This is a genomic window from Aeromicrobium sp. CTD01-1L150 (assembly GCF_041951745.1).
In the GTDB taxonomy this organism is placed as follows: Bacteria; Actinomycetota; Actinomycetes; order Propionibacteriales; family Nocardioidaceae; genus Aeromicrobium.
On the sequence record NZ_CP169555.1, the window covers coordinates 146,532 to 164,107 of the forward strand.

Annotated in this window: 15 protein-coding genes; 8 read left to right on the plus strand and 7 right to left on the minus strand. The window is 68.2% G+C overall.

The features are described 5' to 3' along the window. Positions 1-241: 241 nt before the first annotated feature. The 6 genes from ACEVFP_RS00690 to ACEVFP_RS00715 all read left to right on the plus strand — a co-directional run bounded on the left by ACEVFP_RS00690 (position 242) and on the right by ACEVFP_RS00715 (position 6,847). Positions 242-1,774 carry a flavin-containing monooxygenase gene (locus tag ACEVFP_RS00690; RefSeq protein ID WP_375001421.1) on the plus strand — a complete coding sequence of 511 codons (1,533 nt, stop codon included), beginning with the start codon at positions 242-244 and terminating at the stop codon, positions 1,772-1,774. Next, a complete protein-coding gene (locus ACEVFP_RS00695) occupies positions 1,767-2,702 on the plus strand; it encodes an alpha/beta fold hydrolase (RefSeq protein WP_375001422.1) in 936 nt (311 codons plus the stop codon). The genes ACEVFP_RS00690 and ACEVFP_RS00695 overlap by 8 nt, the downstream gene beginning before the upstream one ends. Further along, positions 2,686-4,086 carry a flavin monoamine oxidase family protein gene (locus ACEVFP_RS00700; protein ID WP_375001423.1) on the plus strand — a complete coding sequence of 467 codons (1,401 nt, stop codon included), beginning with the start codon at positions 2,686-2,688 and terminating at the stop codon, positions 4,084-4,086. The genes ACEVFP_RS00695 and ACEVFP_RS00700 overlap by 17 nt, the downstream gene beginning before the upstream one ends. Positions 4,087-4,126: 40 nt before the next feature. Continuing rightward, on the plus strand, positions 4,127-5,362 hold the full coding sequence (locus tag ACEVFP_RS00705; RefSeq protein WP_375001424.1) for a PucR family transcriptional regulator: 1,236 nt from the start codon (positions 4,127-4,129) through the stop codon (positions 5,360-5,362). A 210-nt stretch (positions 5,363-5,572) separates the two neighbouring features. Beyond that, complete coding sequence (locus ACEVFP_RS00710) at positions 5,573-6,454, plus strand: NAD(P)-dependent oxidoreductase (protein WP_375001425.1); 882 nt, start codon at positions 5,573-5,575, stop codon at positions 6,452-6,454. A gap of 30 nt (positions 6,455-6,484) precedes the next feature. Next, the gene (locus ACEVFP_RS00715; RefSeq protein WP_375001426.1) at positions 6,485-6,847 is read left to right on the plus strand and encodes a nuclear transport factor 2 family protein; all 363 of its coding nucleotides are present in this window, start codon (positions 6,485-6,487) and stop codon (positions 6,845-6,847) included. A gap of 12 nt (positions 6,848-6,859) precedes the next feature. On the opposite strand, the gene ACEVFP_RS00720 is transcribed toward ACEVFP_RS00715, so the two are convergent. Continuing rightward, positions 6,860-8,521, minus strand: a complete 1,662-nt coding sequence (locus tag ACEVFP_RS00720) for a class I adenylate-forming enzyme family protein (protein WP_375001427.1) — start codon at positions 8,519-8,521, stop codon at positions 6,860-6,862. Positions 8,522-8,804: 283 nt separating this feature from the next. Here ACEVFP_RS00720 and ACEVFP_RS00725 point away from each other — a divergent pair, with 283 nt between their 5' ends. Next, positions 8,805-9,239: a VOC family protein gene (locus ACEVFP_RS00725; RefSeq protein WP_375001428.1), complete on the plus strand. Its 435-nt coding sequence runs from the start codon at positions 8,805-8,807 to the stop codon at positions 9,237-9,239. Between the two features lie 18 nt (positions 9,240-9,257). Here the strand turns inward: ACEVFP_RS00725 and ACEVFP_RS00730 are convergent, their stop codons facing one another. From ACEVFP_RS00730 to ACEVFP_RS00755, 6 genes are all read right to left on the minus strand, one after another. Beyond that, entirely contained in the window at positions 9,258-9,662 is a 405-nt protein-coding gene (locus tag ACEVFP_RS00730) for a RidA family protein (protein ID WP_375001429.1), read from the minus strand. Positions 9,663-9,717: 55 nt separating this feature from the next. Further along, positions 9,718-10,500, minus strand: coding sequence for an SDR family NAD(P)-dependent oxidoreductase (locus ACEVFP_RS00735; protein ID WP_375001430.1), 783 nt, complete (start codon positions 10,498-10,500; stop codon positions 9,718-9,720). A 183-nt stretch (positions 10,501-10,683) separates the two neighbouring features. Continuing rightward, on the minus strand, positions 10,684-13,005 hold the full coding sequence (locus tag ACEVFP_RS00740; RefSeq protein WP_375001431.1) for a molybdopterin-dependent oxidoreductase: 2,322 nt from the start codon (positions 13,003-13,005) through the stop codon (positions 10,684-10,686). A 135-nt stretch (positions 13,006-13,140) separates the two neighbouring features. Then, entirely contained in the window at positions 13,141-14,184 is a 1,044-nt protein-coding gene (locus ACEVFP_RS00745; RefSeq protein ID WP_375001432.1) for an extracellular solute-binding protein, read from the minus strand. Between the two features lie 158 nt (positions 14,185-14,342). Continuing rightward, positions 14,343-15,320 (minus strand): hypothetical protein, encoded by a 978-nt coding sequence (locus ACEVFP_RS00750; RefSeq protein WP_375001433.1) that lies wholly within the window; start codon positions 15,318-15,320, stop codon positions 14,343-14,345. 177 nt (positions 15,321-15,497) lie between these two features. Next, on the minus strand, positions 15,498-16,658 hold the full coding sequence (locus ACEVFP_RS00755; protein WP_375001434.1) for a saccharopine dehydrogenase family protein: 1,161 nt from the start codon (positions 16,656-16,658) through the stop codon (positions 15,498-15,500). Between the two features lie 280 nt (positions 16,659-16,938). Here ACEVFP_RS00755 and ACEVFP_RS00760 point away from each other — a divergent pair, with 280 nt between their 5' ends. Beyond that, positions 16,939-17,517, plus strand: coding sequence for a LuxR C-terminal-related transcriptional regulator (locus ACEVFP_RS00760; RefSeq protein ID WP_375001435.1), 579 nt, complete (start codon positions 16,939-16,941; stop codon positions 17,515-17,517). Positions 17,518-17,576: the final 59 nt, after the last annotated feature.

A 17,576-nucleotide genomic window follows, 5' to 3' on the forward strand; every position in this document is an offset into this window, starting at 1 on the left:
GTCGGTGTGGTCGGGGCTATTCAGTGCCTCGACCCCGGTCACCGGACGTGACCGTCGGTCCGACCATCGTGGGCGCCAGGTCGCTGGTCAACGGCGACGCCGGTCAGGACCGACATTCGGTGCATCCTGCACCTCGCTGCGTTGAAGGCGGTGCGTGCTGTCGTTGAGGTCGAGGTCGCTCCCTGGTGACAGTGGGGATTCCGGGAGCACACCGGGAACAGCGACAACGTTGGGAGCAGCCGTGGCACTCGAGGAACTGGACTCAGTCGAGGAGTTCGACGTCGTGATCATCGGGGCGGGTATCTCCGGGATCGGTGCGGCTGCCAATGTGCGCCGGGAGCTCCCCGGCAAGTCCGTCGTCGTGCTGGAGGCACGCGACGACATCGGCGGTACGTGGGACCTGTTCCGCTATCCGGGTATCCGCTCGGACTCCGATCTGCACACCTTCGGCTACGAGTTCAAGCCATGGCGTCATGAGCATGCCATCGCGGACGCGCCGCTCATTCGGGACTACCTGCAGGAGACGGTCGAGGAGAACGACCTGACGGACCTCGTCAGGCTTCGTCACCGGGTGGTGAGGTCGGAATGGTCCTCGGAGGACTCGACATGGACACTCGGTGTCGAGGTGACCGACCCGGCCACCGGCGTGACGAGCACCGAGAAGATCCGCGCTCGGTGGGTGTTCGCCGCTACGGGCTACTACAGGTACGACCAGGGGTACTCACCGGAGTTCCCCGGCCGCGAGGACTTCGCAGGCCAGGTTGTTCATCCTCAGCACTGGCCCGAATCCCTCGACTACAGCGACAAGAAGGTCGTGATCATCGGCAGCGGGGCCACCGCGGTCACGATGGTGCCGACGATGGCCACGGGACCCGATGCCGCCCAGCACGTGACGATGCTGCAGCGCACGCCGTCGTACGTCGTGGCGGTCCCTCGCGTCGACGGCGTCGCCACGGCTCTCACGAGACTCCTCGGCGAGGAGCGTGGGTACGCCGCGACGAGGTTCAAGAACATCTGGTTCGACCGTGCGGTCGTCAAGGGGCTCCGTGCGTTTCCGAACGCTGGCCGTTCACTGATCCGCCGGGCCAACATCAAACGACTCCCGAAGGGCTTCGACGTCGACAAGCACTTCAACCCGCCGTACGACCCGTGGGACCAGCGGCTGTGCCTGGCGCCCGACGGCGACTTCTTCGACGCGATCAAGGCGGGCGCGGCTTCTGTCGTTACCGACACCATCACGAGGTTCAGCAAGCGCGGGATCATCCTGGCGTCTGGTGAAGAGCTGGAGGCGGACATCATCGTGACCGCGACCGGGTTGAACCTCCGGCTCTTCGACGGGATGCCGATCGTGGTCGACGGGCGAGAGATCGACGTCGCTGACTCGACCGCCTACCGCGGGATGCTCCTCACGGGGATCCCGAACTGGGCGATGGCCATCGGCTACACGACGTCGTCATGGACGCTCAAGGTGAGCCTCATGTGCCGCTACTTCATCGACCTGGTGAACCACATGGACGCCCATGGTCACGACAGTGCTGTTCCCGTCCCTGTAGCGGGGATGACGCGCAGGCCGATCATGGACCTCCAGTCCAACTACGCCAAGCGCGGGGCGGACGTGCTGCCGAAGCAGGGGGTGCACGGACCATGGCGGATGGCGATGTCGTACCCGGAGGACGCGAAGGCGCTACGAGGACCCGTGGCTGACGAGAACCTGAGGTTCGGCGTCAGCCGGGCGTCGCAGCTTCCCGGCACGAGGCGTCGGGCCCATGTCTGACGGCAGCGGTTCGGCCCCCGCAGAGCAGTACGCGCCCCTTCCGTCCGGGGTGACGGTCTGCTTCCGTGATATCGGTGCCGAGGCCGATCCGGCGGTCCTGCTCCTCGCCGGGCTGGGCGAGGACCTCACTTTCTGGACTAACTCGTTCGTCGGCTCACTCGTCGCCCGCGGGTTCAGGGTCGTCACGATGGACAATCGCGACGTCGGTCAGTCCACCTTCATGGCGACCCCGGCGCCGGGCCTGTGGCGCCAGGTTCTCGCCCGCCCACGCAGCGACGCCTACTCGCTGACGGACATGGCCAGGGATTGTCTCGGCGTTCTCGACCATCTCGGAATCGCTCAGGTCCACCTGGTCGGACGATCGATGGGTGGAATGATCGCGCAGACGCTCGCCGTGTCAGAGCCGCAGCGTGTCCGTTCCCTCACCTCGATCTACTCGACCACCGGGGCGAGGAAGGTTGGTCAGCCAGCACTGTCGACGATCGGTCTCCTGGTTGCGAGGCCGCCGAGGACCAGAACATCCGCGGTCCGCGCTCATCTGCGGGTCACCGGGCACATCGCCGGGACGGCCTACCCGATCGATGACGCAGCGGAGGCTGCCGTCGCAGCACGCGGGTGGGATCGCAGCGCTGGCGACCCGGCCGCGGGCGTCGCGCGCCAGATCCAGGCCATCCAGCGCTCCGGAGATCGAACCGCTCAGCTGGGCAGGATCGCCGTCCCGACGTTGGTCATCAATGGCGATCGCGACCTGATGGTCGCCCCCAGTGGGGGCACAGCGACGGTCCAGGCGATCCGCTCGGCTCAGCACGTGGTCATCCCCGGCATGGGGCATCACATCCCCGAGGCCCTCGTCGACCCCATCACCCAGTACGTCTCGCACCACGCGGGCCGTGCGAGCGAGGGAGGCAACCATGTCCAGATCTCGTGAGAACAGCACCACCACGCCGACGGACGGCACCACGGCGGACGTCGTGATCGTCGGTGCGGGCTTCGCCGGCCTCGCCGCCGCGGACCGGCTCTTGAGCATGGGACTGTCGGTCCAGGTGGTGGAAGGTCGCGATCGCGTCGGTGGGCGATCGCTCTCAGGCGAGGTGGCCGGGGTCAAGGTTGACCTCGGCGCCACGTGGGTCTCTCGGAGACACACGGCCATCCGCGACCTCGCGCACCGACTGGGATGCACTACGACCGGACAGTTCGCAGAAGGGCGTAACGTGCTGTGGTCGAACGGCCGGCGCAGCACCTACAAGGGCACCATTCCCAAGATGTCGCCCGTGGCGCTGGCGGACATGGCCCGCATGCAGATGGCGCTGGAGAAGCTGACCTCGACCGTCGACGTCGACACCGCCTGGGAGTCCCCGGGGGCCGACCAGCTGGATGCGATCTCCTTCGGCGAGTGGCTCGACCGCAAGCATGCTCTCTCCACCACTCGGGCCATGATGACGATCGTCAGCAAGGTGCAGTGGGGCTGCAGCCCGGGGGACGTCTCCCTGCTGCACGTCCTGCGCTACATACGCGCCGCTGGCGGGCTGAATCACATGCTCGACGTCGACGGGGGAGCGCAACAGGACAGAATCACCGAGACCACTCAGGAGATCGCCAAGCGACTCGCGGGACAGCTGGGCGACAGTATCGTCCTGAACGCACCCGTTCGCAGCATCATCCAGGAGGACAGCGGCGTCACGGTCTGCACCGACTCGACCATGATCAGCGCCGAGTACGCCATCGTCACCACGGCTCCTGAGCACCGTGCCGGCATCGAGTTCCAGCCTTCCTTGCCGGACAAGGCGGAGGGGCTCGTCAGGACCTGGCGCATGGGTGCGCTGAGCAAGGCCTTCGTCGCCTACGAGGAACCCTTCTGGCGGACCCAGGGGCTTTCTGGTGAAGCGCTGACCGACACCGGGACGGTGTTCATCACCTTCGACGTCTCACCGGACGACCGAGGCCCCGGGGTGCTGATGGCGTTCTGTGACCCTCGAGTGTTCGACGGCTTCGGCCTCGAGGAACGGCGCGGCCGGGTCATTCGGCAGCTCGCCGACCTGTACGGTGCCGATGCCGAATCGCCCATCGACTACGTCGACCACTGCTGGGGCGCGGAACCGTTCGCTCCCGGTGGCCCGCATCCCGTTGCAGCTCCGTATTCGTCCGTGGCCTACGCGAGTGCCCTCACCGAGCCCCACGGCCGCATCCACTGGGCCGGGACCGAGACCGCAGGCGAGTGGGCGGGAACCATGAACGGGGCCGTACTCACCGGTCAGCGGACCGCCGAGTGCGTCGCACGACGACTCGGCGTCAGGGAAGCATCCTCGGCGTAGTCAACGGCGCGCAGGCGGGATCGAGGGGCAGACTGACTCCATGGAGCAACTGTGGCCGCTGCCCAGCCCCGATGTCGCCGACGCGATCCGGTCGTCGTGCCAGCAGCTCCTGAGTGATGCAGGAGAGCTCACCGACGCTCTGACGGAGCCGGCCCGCGCCGCCCAGCACGAGCCGAACCTGCTGTCGGACGCGTCGCTGGCCGAGGAGGACCGGCAGCTCAACCGCTCTGACGCCGTCCAGTGGCTGACCTCGAACGTTCAGCAACCCGGGAAGCGGGTGGACCCGTACATCGGGCCGAGGACATCGGCCTACATCCGCGACCTCGCCTCCCGTGGCATCGCGCCGGACTTCGCCGAGGGTTGGAGGGCCGCGCTCGCGGTCGGATGGCGCCGATGGCTCGAGGTGTGCGTGGCGCAGGACGTAACGCCTGACGTTCTCGTGGAGGTGCTCGACCTGTCAGCCCAATCGATGATGCAGTACGCCCTCGACTCGATGACGGCCCTGCGCGAGGTCATCGTCGCCACCGGCACGGGAACCGCGGACGCTGATGCGATCGCGATGATCCAGCTGATCGCCAACGGAGCCCCCGTGACCCAGGAGCGCGCCGAGGGGCGCCTGAGCTATCGGATGTCGCGCTGGCACGGAGCGGTCATCCTGTGGGCCGATGACCTCGAGCAGGTCGACGGCCTGAACGAGGCGATCGCCGGGGTGCGCTCGGTCACGGCTGGCCGGAGCGCCCTCGTGGCCCGCGCCAGCACGACCTCGCGCTGGATGTGGGTCTCTGGTACCGACGCTCCGGATCTCCATCAGGTCGAGAGGGTCTTGGCGAACGTCGAGGGGGTCCATGCCGCCGTCGGGAGGTCCGGGCAGGGTCTCGAGGGATTCAGGTCCAGCCACCTGGACGCCCTCGCGGCCCAGGCGATGGTCGTTCGGCTAGGGTCCGACCGGCGCTTCACGGACTACGCTGACGTCGAGCTCATCGACACCCTGACGAGGGACCGTGCGAGCGCACAACGGTTCGTCACCATGACTCTCGGCCCGTTGGCCGAGGCGGACGAGGAGCTGCGGCAGGCCCTGCTGACCTACGTTCAGTGTGGTTTCAACACCACCCGGACGGCGGCCAAGCTCTACGCGCACCGAAACACGGTCGAGCGCCGGGTTTCTCGCGCCAATGAGCTATCCGTGGTGAAGGTCGAGGACAACCCCACCCACGTGGCGGCGGCACTCCTGGTTCTCGAGGTCGCGCCCGACCTCGTGTCGACATCCACCACGTGAGGTTCGCGAGAAGGGATTGCGGGGTCGGGTTCTGGAGCAGGCGTCCCTGTCCTTTCGTCGCGGTCGAGAAAGCGGCCCGGATGTAACAACCTCACCCAAGTGGGCGGACTTCCACCCATGCCGTTGGCCGTCTTGCGGTCGTGGACCTGAGACTAGGACGGCCCCTTCACGGGGCCTTGTTCGCTACGACGAGAACGCCGGTGGAGTGTGATGGTGAGAAGAATCGGAGTGATCGGACTCGGGCCGATGGGGGGTGCTATCGCACGCGCACTGATTGCTCGCGGCCACGAGGTATCGGTGTGGAACCGGACTGGGGAGGTGGCGCGGGCAGTGGATGGCGCCGTGGTCGCCGATTCAGTCAGCGGCCTCATCGCCGGTGTCGAGGCGGTGCTCGTCTCGTTGCCCAGCTACCGCATCTCGCGTGAGCTGCTCGAGGTCGAGGATTGTGAAGCCGCCATGGGAGGCAAGATGCTCGTCCAGCTGAGCACCGGCGGACCCCACCAAGCCAGGCGGCAACAGGAATGGGCCCAGAGTCACGGGGCGCAATACCTGGCCGGGTCCGTCCTCGGCTATCCCCGTGCGCTCGGCGCCGACGTGATGAGCATCCTCTATGGCGGGTCGCAAGCGTCGTTCCAGGAGTGGGAGGGCACCCTCGCTGAACTGGCTCCGGGCCAGTTGTTCGTGGGCGACGATCCGGGAGCGCCGGCGTCCATGTCGGGTCCGTTGTGGCACTTCTACTACGGGGCCTATGGTTCCTATCTCGAAGCCGCTGCCTACGCCGATACCTCGGGCATTGGCCTTCAGGACTTCGAAGCCGCAGCAACGCGAATGGCGAACGTTCTCCTCGACGGCATCCGTGACTCGTCCGACCGGATCCGTGAAGGTCGGCTCTCCGGTGAGCAGGCCACCATCCATGCGATTCACCGCGACCTCGACGCAGGCCAGCTCGCGTTGCAGGAGGTCGGGATCGACGGTCTCTTCACCGGAGCGTTCATCACCTACCTCGGCCGAGCGATCGAAGGCGGCGCGCAGGACCAGGATCCGGCGGCCGCCTTCCATCACGTCCGGCGCAACGCTGCCAAGACGGACTGACTGTCGTTCTACGTGAAGGTGGCGCCGAAGATGTCGAACACCCCCTTGACCCGTTTCCAAGCCGCGATGGCCGCAATGGCGACGGGTGATGAACAGCAGCTGGCTGAGTTCTACTCAGAGGAGACGACGTACTGGGATCCTCTCTCCGGATCGATCACCGGTCTGGATGTGGTGCCCTACCTCGCCGGGATCGGCCGGCAGCTGGAGGGGATCACCGTCCAGGTGGAGTCCGTCATGGAGGATGGCCGGTCCGCGTGCATCGAATGGGTGCAGCGAAGCCGAACCTCGCAGGGAGCCCACTCGCTCCGCGGATCGACCTTCGTGACCGTGCGGCACGGAATCATCACCCGACAGCACGACTACTTCGACTATCGCGCGTCTCGTCGAGGCTGATCCGCCGGATCGTCAGCCGGGGTTCTTCAGGCTCGTCTTGACGAACTTGCCCGAGGGATTGCGGGGCAGCGCCTCGGTCCGGAGTTCGATCGTGGTCGGGGTCTTGTACGCGGCGAGCCTCGTGGCCAGAAAGTTTAGGAGGCTCTTGCGGTCCAGCCGACGGTCGGGCCACGTGACGACGGCCGCCGCGACGGTCTCTCCGAGGCGCTCGTCCGGCACCCCGAAGACCACCGCCTCCAAGACGTCGGGGTGCTCGTAGATTGCCGCCTCGACCTCGGCGCAGTACACGTTCTCGCCGCCGCGGACGACCATGTCCTTGAGCCGGTCGTCAATGTAGATCCGGCCGTCCGCATCGAGATGTCCGATGTCACCCGTGCGCAGCCAGCCGTCGGAGAACGTCTCCGCCGTCTCTTCCGGCCGATTCCAGTACCCGCGGATCAGCGATGGACCTCGAACCCAGAGCTCGCCGCGTTCGCCGGTGGGCCGCGGCTCGAACGTGTGCGGGTCACGGATCTCCGCGCGCATCGACGGAGCGAGCCATCCGACGCTGTCCGGGAACTCGAGGGCCTCGTCGCAGCAGATCGCCGGGCCGAGGGCGTTCGTCTCGGTCATCCCGTATCCGAAGCTGGGCTCCGTGGCCGGGAGCCGCTGCCGGAGCTGGGTGAGCAGCGCCGGCGGCGTCGCGGATCCACCGCCGCCGACCCACTGCAGGCTCGACGTGTCGTAGTCGTCGAGACGCGGATGGTTCACGAGGTCGAAGCACTGCGTGGGTACGCCGACGAAGGAGGTGAGGCGTTCGGTCTCGATGAGTCGAAGAGCTTCCTCGGGCACCCAACGGGGCATGATGACGAGCTTCTGCCCCCCGCGAAGCGCACCGAGCATGACCGCGACGCATCCGGTCACGTGGAAGAGGGGAACGGCGAGGAGAGCTCCGGACTGGCCGGTCGTGGTGGGGAACGCGTCGGCGAGCTTCGTCGCCTCGACGGCCTCCTGGGCGGCCACGCCCCACAGGGCGTGGACGACTGCACGGTGCGTGGAGACCGCTCCCTTGGAGCGCCCCGTCGTCCCCGACGTGTAGAGCAAGGTGGCATCGTCATCGGGCCGGATGTCGACGTCGGGCGCCGCCGCAGGAGGGGTCACGTCCTCCCACCGGTCGGCGTGGGCCCGGTCCACGCTCGCGCGGGCGACGACGAGGGGGACGCCGCGTGTGTGGAGGGTGTCCTGGAGCAGGTCCGCCCGCGCCTCGTCGGCCACGAGGACTGAGGGTCCGGCGTCTTCGATGGCGTAGGCCAGCTCGTCGGGGGTCCACCAGCTGTTCAGTGAGACGCAGATGGCTCCCACCGACGTGATGCCGAGGAAGGCCACGACCCATTCGGGACAGTTGCGCATGGCGATCGCGACACGGTCGCCCTTCGTGACTCCGTACCGGCTCACGAGGGCGGCCGCGAAGGCGTCTGCTGCGGCGATGACGTCGGTGAACGTGTGACGCTCGCTGCCGTGGACGAGGAATGTGGCATCGCCATGAGCCTGAGCATCGTTGTAGATCTCGCGCAGCGTCGCCGGGGCGTGGGTGAACAGGTGGTCGACGCCTCGGTCCGGACGGTGCCACGACGTCAGCTCGAACGGCGCTCCGGGAGCGGTGACCTTCGCCAGGGCCTCAGCATGCCGTGTCATCGATGATGACCTTTCTCGTCCAGTCGACTGCTTCCGATGGTGAGCCTGACCGGCGTGCGCCCACCGGGCAAGAGCGGCGGGGGAACCAGCGCCCGCCCGGGGGAGCACCGGTGGTGCAGAGCAGCACGACGGGTGGTCGTCGGCCGGAGCGGACCGTCCCCCGACCGGGTGGACGTCGTGCCGAGGTCCGGTCCGAGCTCGCGATGTGTGATCGGCTGCCTCGGCCGGGGATCAGGGCCGCGTCGGTCTCGCGATCCCGCCACTCGATGCACGGAGGAGTTCCATGACCGAGGACAACAAGGCGCCCGAGGCCCTGCACCACATCGGCATCGTCGTCCCGGCCCCGCGGTACGACGATCTCGTCAGGGGTCTGAGCCGGTCGTTCGACGGCGATGTGGTGGATTCCGGAGAGGACGAGGCGCTGGACATCGTCTGGGCCTGGCTCCCGGGACCCGGAGGAGTCCTGATGGAGGCGGTCGCACCTCGCTCGAACGCGACGACGGCGATCACCCGGTTCCTCGACCGCACGGGAGGAGGCCTGCACCATGTCTCGTTCGAGACGGACCGGCTGGATACCTGTGCCGAGCTGCTCGCCGGCCGAGGGGCCTCGACCATCGGCCACCATCCCGATCACGGCGGATGGGCGGAGTTCTTCCTGGCACCCAGTGCAGTCGGGGGCGCCCGACTGCACTGGATGCAGCGTGTGAGCTCGGCGTGAGGGGGTCACGACGTCGGGTCAGTCGAGCACCGCGGTCGCCGTCAGCTCGACGAGTGCCTCAGGGTGGCCGAGGGCGGAGACCCCGATGACGGCGAGCCCGGTGGACCTGACCCCGAGCTCGGCTGCGGTGGCTCCGTATCCGGCGAACACCTCGTCCTGGGAAGCCGGGTCCAGGTCGACGATGTAGACGGTGATGTAGGCGAGGTCCGCCGCGGTGCCGCCGGCCGCCTCGAGCGCCGTCACGAGGTGACGCAGCGACAGCTCACCCTGGGCTCGGTAGTCCCCCGGGTCGGGCACGTTGCCCTCGAGGTCGATGGCGATCTGCCCGCCGACGTGGACAAGTGTCGATCCGGTGGCGACGGTGGCGTGGGCGTAGCCGTGGGCGGGGGCGAGCCCTTCGGGCTTGATCCGGTGGACGGTCATGTGGGACTCCTACGGGTCGTGAGGGTGGTTCGGGAAATGGTGCGAGGGGGTCGGCTCACTGAGCCGTATACCCGCCGTCGACGACGAGGGTCTGGCCCGTCATGAAGTCGGAGCCGGCGGAGGCGAGGAAGACGGCAGCGGACGCGATCTCCTCCGGCTGGGCCACTCGCCCGGCGGGGGTGCTGCGGCGCATGTACGCCGCGATGTCGGGGTCCGCCAGCGCAGGGGCGAGCATCTCGGTCTCGACGAAGCCCGGAGCGAGGGCGTTGACCTGCACGTTCTTGCGGGCCCACTCGAGCGCGGTGGCGCGAGTCAGGCCGATCAGCCCGTGCTTGGCGCTGATGTAGGCGACGTCCTCGCGGACGGCCACCGTGCCGAGCATCGAGGAGACGTTGATGACCTTGCCGCCGCCCTCATCCTTCAAGTAGGGCGACGCTGCCTGGGTGAGCAGGAAGCAGGACTGCAGGTTGAGCTCGAGCACGCGCTGCCAGGTGGCGAGGTCTGTGTTCTCGATCTTCGACTCGTGGTCGTCGGCGGCGTTGTTGACCAGGATGTCGAGACCGCCGAGTCGGTTGCTCGCCTCCTCGATCGCGTGGGCGATGGACTCGGGGGAGCGCAGGTCGGCCGTCAGGACGTCGATGCTCCCGGGAAGGTCGTCGGCGGAGGCCATCGTCTCGGCGAGGCTGTCGGCGCTCCGCGCCACCCCGAGCACCGAGGCGCCCCGACGGGCGAAGGCCGAGGCGATCGCTCGGCCGATGCCGCGGCTGGCGCCCGTCACCAGAGCGCGCCGACCGGTGAGGTCGAACTCGTCGTCGAGGCCGTTCGTCGCTGAGGTCATGGGGGTTCCTTTCGGATCGGGTGCACGCGCACGGTCCGTACGGTGCGTCGTGATCCTCCAAGGGCCTCGTCCTCAACGGGCTCGTGCGGCGCAAGAAGCACCCAGCCGGGTGACTGGGCGACGTGGTCCTCGTTGCGGCGTCCGTCGGTGTCGGTCGTCGAGGAGGTGAGAACCTCGGGGCGGTCAGCCGTCGACGTCGTCCGCGCCTACGGTCTCCGGCGGCCGATGGGCTCGTGAAGGGATGGGGGCGGCTTCGCGTCGAATGGTCACCAGGCAGGTCTGGGCAGCCGTCGCCTGAGCAAGACGGGAGGTCGCGACGTCCGAGGTCAGCACGTTCGGGTTGCCCTGCAGGCAGGTCGACCCGTGAACTCCCGGTTGCTCGGGGTCCCACCATCCGCCGGTGGCCATCAAGGCGACGCGGGGGTGCAGGTCCTGGACGAGAACAGCGACGGCCAGACAGGAGCCGCGTCGGTTCGACAGGCGGACGACGTCGCGGTCGGCGATCCCCAGTGCTGCCGCCGTGTCCGGGTGCAGCCGGACGGCCTCGCGGCCATCGACCTTGTGACGCAGGCTCGCTTCGGAGAAGTCCAGCTGACTGTGGATCTTCCCCTTCGGTTGGTGTGAGAGCAGATGGAGGGTTGCCCCGTCGCGATCGGCACCGCCGAGCCACTCGTCCGGCTCCTGCCACGAGGCATGGCCCGGGCATTCCTCGTAGCCGAACGACGCGACCGTCGCGGAGTAGATCTCCACCCGTCCCGAGGGTGTCTGCAGCGGGTGGGCGACCGGATCGGCGCGCAGGTCCCCGAAGACGTCCCACCGGGAGGGGGTGGCCAGGGGCACGGACACGCCTTCCGACTCCCAGAACTCGGCGAAGGACGGCAGGTCGACGCCGCGCTCACGGACGCGTCGGGACGTCTCCTCGTACAGACGCTCGATCCACTGCTGTTCGGTGAGTCCCTCGTCGAACTGGTCGCCGCGACCACGGAGCGCAGCGATCTGACCGAACGCCTCGAAGTCGGTGGGGACGCCCGCGACTGGTTCGACGACTCGCCGCAGCGGAAGCAGCGCCGTGTCCCTGCTGCCGGCGACGATGTCGTCCCGCTCCAGGGTCGTCGCCACGGGGATGACGATGTCGGCGTGGCGCGCGACCGGCGTCCACCACGAGTCGTGGACGACCACGGTCTCGGGAACGTTCCAGGCTCGCAGTAGCTTGTTGAGGTCCTGATGATGGTGGAACGGGTTGCCTCCCGCCCAGTAGACGAGGCGCACGTCCGGATACGTCACGACCTGCCCATTGAACTCAAGCGGCTGCCCGGGAGACAGCAACATGTCGGAGATGCGAGAGACGGGAATGAAGCTCTCCACGGGATTGCGGACCCGAGGGAAGCTCGCAGCACCCATGGACCCGCGATGGATCCCGATGCCGTGCGTCGCGCTGAGCCCGGCGGCGAATCCGCCGCCGGGCCGACCCATCGACCCGAGCATCGCGGCCAGGGTCACCGCCGCCCAGTACGTGCTCTCTCCGTGCTGGGCCCGCTGGAGAGACCAGGTGACTGACACGAGGGACCGGACCGTCGCGGCGTCCTCGGCGAGCTCCTCGATGACCTCGCTCGGGACGCCGCAGACCTGCTCGGCCCATGGTGGCGACTTGGCCAGACCATCGTGCCTGCCGAGCACGTAGTCACGGAACCTCTCGTAGCCGACACAGCACCTGGACAGGAAGTCCACGTCCTCGCGTCCGGTCGTGATCAGCCAGTGCGCCATTGCCAGCATCAGCGCAGTGTCCGTGCCGGGCCGGATGGGGATCCACTCCGCCCGGAGCGACGCGTCGAGGTCGTCCTTGACCGGGCTGATGCAGACGAACCGGGTGCCGGCGTCCGCGCATGCCTGCTGTGCCTCCTGCGCGTGGTGCCGGCGCAGTCCGCCCTGGTTCACCAAGGTGTTCTTCAGGGGAGCCCCGCCGAAGGCGAGGACCAGCTCGGTGTTCTCGGCGATCGTGGCCCACGCTGGGTTCCAGTCGAACATGGCCATGCCCGACCCGCCGATCACGTGCGGGAGGACGACCTCTTGGGCGCCGACGCTGTAGCTGTGGCGCGAGGAGGTGTATCCGCCGTCGACCGCCAGGAATCGATGGATCTGGCTTTGGGCGTGATGGAATCGTCCGGCGCTCGACCAGCCGTAGGAGCCGCCGAACACGGAGGCGTCCCCATGCTGGTGCCGGACGCGTTCGAGCTCGGTGGCGACGAGGCCGTAGGCGTGCTCCCACGAGACCTCGACGAAGCGTTCCGCGCCACGCCGGGGCCGCTCCCCACCGGGGCCGTGTCGCAGCCAGCCTTCTCGGACGTGAGGACGCTTGATCCGGAGCTCGTGTTCTACGACCTCGTGCAGACCGGCGGAGGCTGCTGCGCCTTCGGGGTCGTCCGGCAGGTTCCTGCTCGCGACCGGCCGGTCGTTCTCATCGACCTCGATCTCGAATGTTCCGAGGTGGGTGGTCGTCCGTTTCATCGGCACAGTCTCACCCCGCCGCGGACGAGGCGCTCGGGCTCACGGAGTCGATGCTCGCCAGCGGACGGCCGCTTCGCGGCCCGGTCCGTGCGCACCGCGTACGGCGGCAGGGCGTCGATCTCCGTGGCACGGCACTCACCCGGCCGTCATCTCGTTCCAGCGTTGCACCACGAGATCCTGGTTCTCTCGCATGTACTCGACGTCGTTCAGCACCTCGTGGCCTCCGACGGCATCCTCGTTGGTCGAGGAGACGTAGGGGCGGAACTTCTCGGGCACCTCGGGTCCGGAGTCCTTCGCGGCGGAGCGGTAGGCCATCTGCTCGGAGAACGGTGCCTGCGTGACCGGGTCGGCCAGCCAGGCCAGGAATTCCTGCTGCGACGCGGGGCTCTTGCTGTTCTTGACTGCCGCCACGCTGGTCCAGCTTTGGAAGATCCCGTTCCAGACGATCTCGAGGTCGGAGTTCTGGCGCGCTGCCTGCTCGATACGCCCGGTGAAGCACAGACACATCGCGAAGTCTCCGGTGGACAGCTTCTCCGACTCCTGCGCGAGATCCGAATGGAGGTCGAGGTCGCTGCCGAGTCCGTCGATGGCCTTCTCTGCGCGATCGAAGTCGAACGGGAACACCTCGTCCTTATCGACGCCGTCGGCGAGCAACAGAGCCGGGAGGGTCGTGTGGTAGTTGTACGCGATCCGCTTGCCGGGGAAGCGCTCGGTGTCCATGAAGTCGGTGACCGACGTCGGCACGTCATCGCCCTTGAACAGGTCCTTGTTGTACACCAGCACGACCGACTGGGGGTAGACGGGGACGCTGCAGTCGTCGGCGACGAACGCCGGGTCCATGCCGGACATGTCGATGTCGGGGTCACGCTTCTCGAAGAGCTTGCCGCACTCCTTCGCGCTGAGTCCGGGATCGACGGTGACGATGTCCCACGTGGTGTTGCCGGACTCGACCATCGCCTTGAGCTTCGCGGCCTCGAACGGTGAGTCCACGCGGAAGTCGACCCCGGTCTCCTCGCTGAACGGCTCCAACCAGGCCTTCTCGGCCGCCTGCACCGCCTCGCCGCCGTAGTTGACGAAGACGATGGACTTCGCGTCCTCGGTGGAGGAGCTGGCGCCTCCGCTGCATGCTGCCGCTAGGGTCAGGCAGCTGATGCTCAAGATGGTGGCGAGACGTCTCATCGGGGGGCTCCTTGTCATCGAGTGCGGCTCATCCTCGTGACGTCAAGCGACCTCGGTCCCTGCGGCTGCGATCTGGCAGACATGCGGGGGATGCCTCCGTCCTCCGACAGCTACTGCGGAGCGTGCGGAAGTCGGTTGCCACCGCGACCCGGGTGTGGTCATCCGAGACTCAGGTGGGTCGGCGGGTGCAGACCGGGTGGGAGGGCGTGCAGGCCGCGGACCGCCTGGAGCATCCGCGCGGCGGTGCCGGGGTAGGGATCCAGCGGGGCGGCCACTCGCGCCGTGATCTCGGTGCCGTCACCGCCGGTCAGTGAGACCACGACGTCGGCGGGGGCCTCGTCCGGCCCGGGGCCGGCGAGGCCCCGCCAGGTCAGGCGCAGTCGTTCGGCGCCCTCGTCGACGAGGACGACGCTCTGGTCAAATCCGGCGACCTCCCCTCGGCGCACCAAGATGCCGCCGATCCGAGTGTCGTCATCGGCCGTGATCGGACGGCCCTGGGAGGTCAGCTCACGGTCGAGGCCGAGGACGCCGGCTACCAGTCGGGCTGAGTCGCGGAGCACGCTGTCGGCGCGAGCCGACCGTCCCGATGCGGTGGTCCCGACGCCGAACTCCTGGCGCAGGACCTCCGTCCCCCACGAGGAGATGTCCGAGATGCGCTCCACGCGGATCGAGACGGGTGCGGGAAGTCCGCTGCTGAGCAGCGTCGGCAGGACGTCGAACCACAGACCGGGGACCATCCCCGTGCCGACGATCCGAGCTCCTGAGAGGCGTGCTGACGTCTCGATCCGGTCCCGGACGTCGGGAATGATCGAGCTCGCCGGGTCGACGAAGCACGCGTGGACCTGGTCGATTCCCGCAGCGGCGCACTCCGTCATGACGTGCTCGTGATGCTCGCCCACCAGCCCCGCGTACAGCAGGACGTCCATCTCCCCCGCACTCAGCGCGGCCGAGAGATCGTGGGTCGCGAGGACACCGGTCGGGCCCTGACCGGTCAGCGCGCCGATGTCTCGCCCTGCCTTGGTCGATGAGTGGACCACCGCCGTCGTCAGGACCCCCCCGATCTCCGGGAGCGCGGCCACGAGCTCTGCGGCGGTCCTGCCCGCGCCGTAGATCCCAAGGCGTGGTGAAGTCGACATGACCCCAGCATGGTTGGGAATCGTCGCGCGCGCCTCCCCCGGCCGGGTGGTCTTCGGCGCCGGGCACTGACTTCGTGGGCTGGCGCGCCGCGGAGTCCGCGGCGGCAGGAGCGGCAGTGAGGCCGTCCGGCGAGATCGCTGCCGGACCCGTCGGACGGCCTCTCATCGACCGAGGAATCAGGCCTCGACCAGCGCGATCAGATCGTCCCAGCCCGATAGGCTCTCGTCCGTCAGCGGGGCGAGCAAGTCGAAGAACTGACGGGTCGGGATCGCCGACTCCGGAGCGTGCACGCCGGTCTCGAGCAGAGCACCGCGGCGCAGGAGTTCTACCCCGATGCCGACGGGGACGCCGGTGTTGCCGCCCATGCGCGCGGGATGGAAGTGCTCTGGATAGACCGCGACGGACCGGGGTGCGCCGTCCTTCGTCCCGATGGCGAGCGCCCACTCGATCGGCAGGAGGTCGCGCGGACCCTTCTCGGCCGGTCGAGGAAGCTCGCCCATCCGCCGGATGCCCTCCTGCAGTGAGATCGTGCCCGCTCCGACGTCGCCGCCGATGGCGCGGAGCCCGTCGAGGAGCCACGCCGGACCCGACTGGAGGTTGAGGGAGCGCGTGAGCTCGGGGAACGACCGCGTGAGCGTGATGGGCTCGGGATGGCCCATCGTGTACGCCACCACCCGGCCGCGGCCGGGGAAGTCGAGCTCGACCGGCTGAACGGGCTGGACGTCGGTGTCTCGGCCGCCCTCGCGGGCGCGGATCAGCTCGCTGCACTGGTGAATCCAGTGATCCATGGCAGCCGAGGCCGTCGGAGCGGGGAAGTCTGGTTCATCGACGATAGTGGCGGCGCTGATCTTCCACCCGGTGTGGAGCTCCTCGACGACATCGAGGCGTTCGGCCGCCATGACGGCGCAGAGGTTGGTCACGCCGGGGCTGCCCCCGAGACCGATCACCGCGTGCAGCTGCCGGGAGCGGGCCTTCTCATCGAGATCGAAGGCCTCGAGCGTCGGCTGCCAATCGTCGTTGATGTCGAGATAGTGGCAGTCACTGTCGAGGGCCGCCTCGAGGATGGGTCGCATGAAGAGGGCGAAAGGCCCCATGGTGTTCACGACCACGTCGTGGTCGGCGAAGGCACGTCGCATGGCTGCAGGGTCGGTGGCGTCGAGCGTCATGGGTGCACACGGTCCCGCGACCGAGCGTGCCGTGAGCGCGGCTCGTTCGGCGTCGATGTCCGCGACGGTCAGCAGCCCTGCCGTGTCGAGGGCGGCGATGGTCCGCACCGCCCAGCGGCCCATCGACCCGGCGCCTCCCACCACGATCACGCGCAGCTTCTTCTCGGACATCGGGTTCCTCCAGGGGTCGTGGTCGGCTCGTTGAAGCCCACACCGTAGGAGGGGCCCGCCGGCACGGTGCTCGTCGCCGATCAAGAACACCCGACCGGGGGGCTCGCAGAAATGCTCTACGGAAAACCCTTGACCCCTGACTGATCATTCATTTAAGTTCACCTGAACGATCATTTAAGAGGACGGTCCCGGCATGACAGTGACTGTGGAACACCCCACCCGTCGGCATCTTGAGCCCTGCGATCTTGACTCGGACCGCTGTCGGCCCCAGCGCATACTCGTGGTCGACGAGAGCGAGGTCGTACAGGCCGGACTGCGGTCTCTGCTGACCAGCCAGTCGTGGGTCTCGTCCTGTCTCGGCGCGGCGACGCCGAGCACCGCGATGGAGATCGCGCGCCGTCGGCAGCCGCACATCCTCCTGGTCAGCTCCTCCATCAACGGGGAGTCCGGGCTGAGCCTCTGCCGCGATGCCAAGGTCGCCCTGCCCATGGCGAAGGTCGTCCTGATGTCCGGTCAGGGTCGGGTGGCCAGGTCCCTGGCTCAGGCGCACGGGGCCGTGGGCTTCCTGTCGCTGAATCTTCCCGCGGAGGCCGTGGTCAACGTGGTCCATCGCGTGGCCGACGGAGCCCGGGTCTTCCCGCGCGAGCAGTTCGAGGAGCCCAATGCGCTGCTGTCCCGGCGCGAGATGGACGTGTTGCGGCACCTCGTGGCGGGGCTCAGCAACCCCGAGGTGGCGTCAGCGCTGAACCTCTCCCGTCACACGGTCAAGCAGCACACCAGCGTCGTCTACCGCAAGCTGGGCGTGCGCAACCGCGCGCAGGCAGCGTCCCGCGCGCAACAACTCGGTCTGGTGGCCTGAACCGGTGAGGTCTCGACGAGCAGGACGCATCGATCCGGTGACGGGCTCCGGAGCCCGTG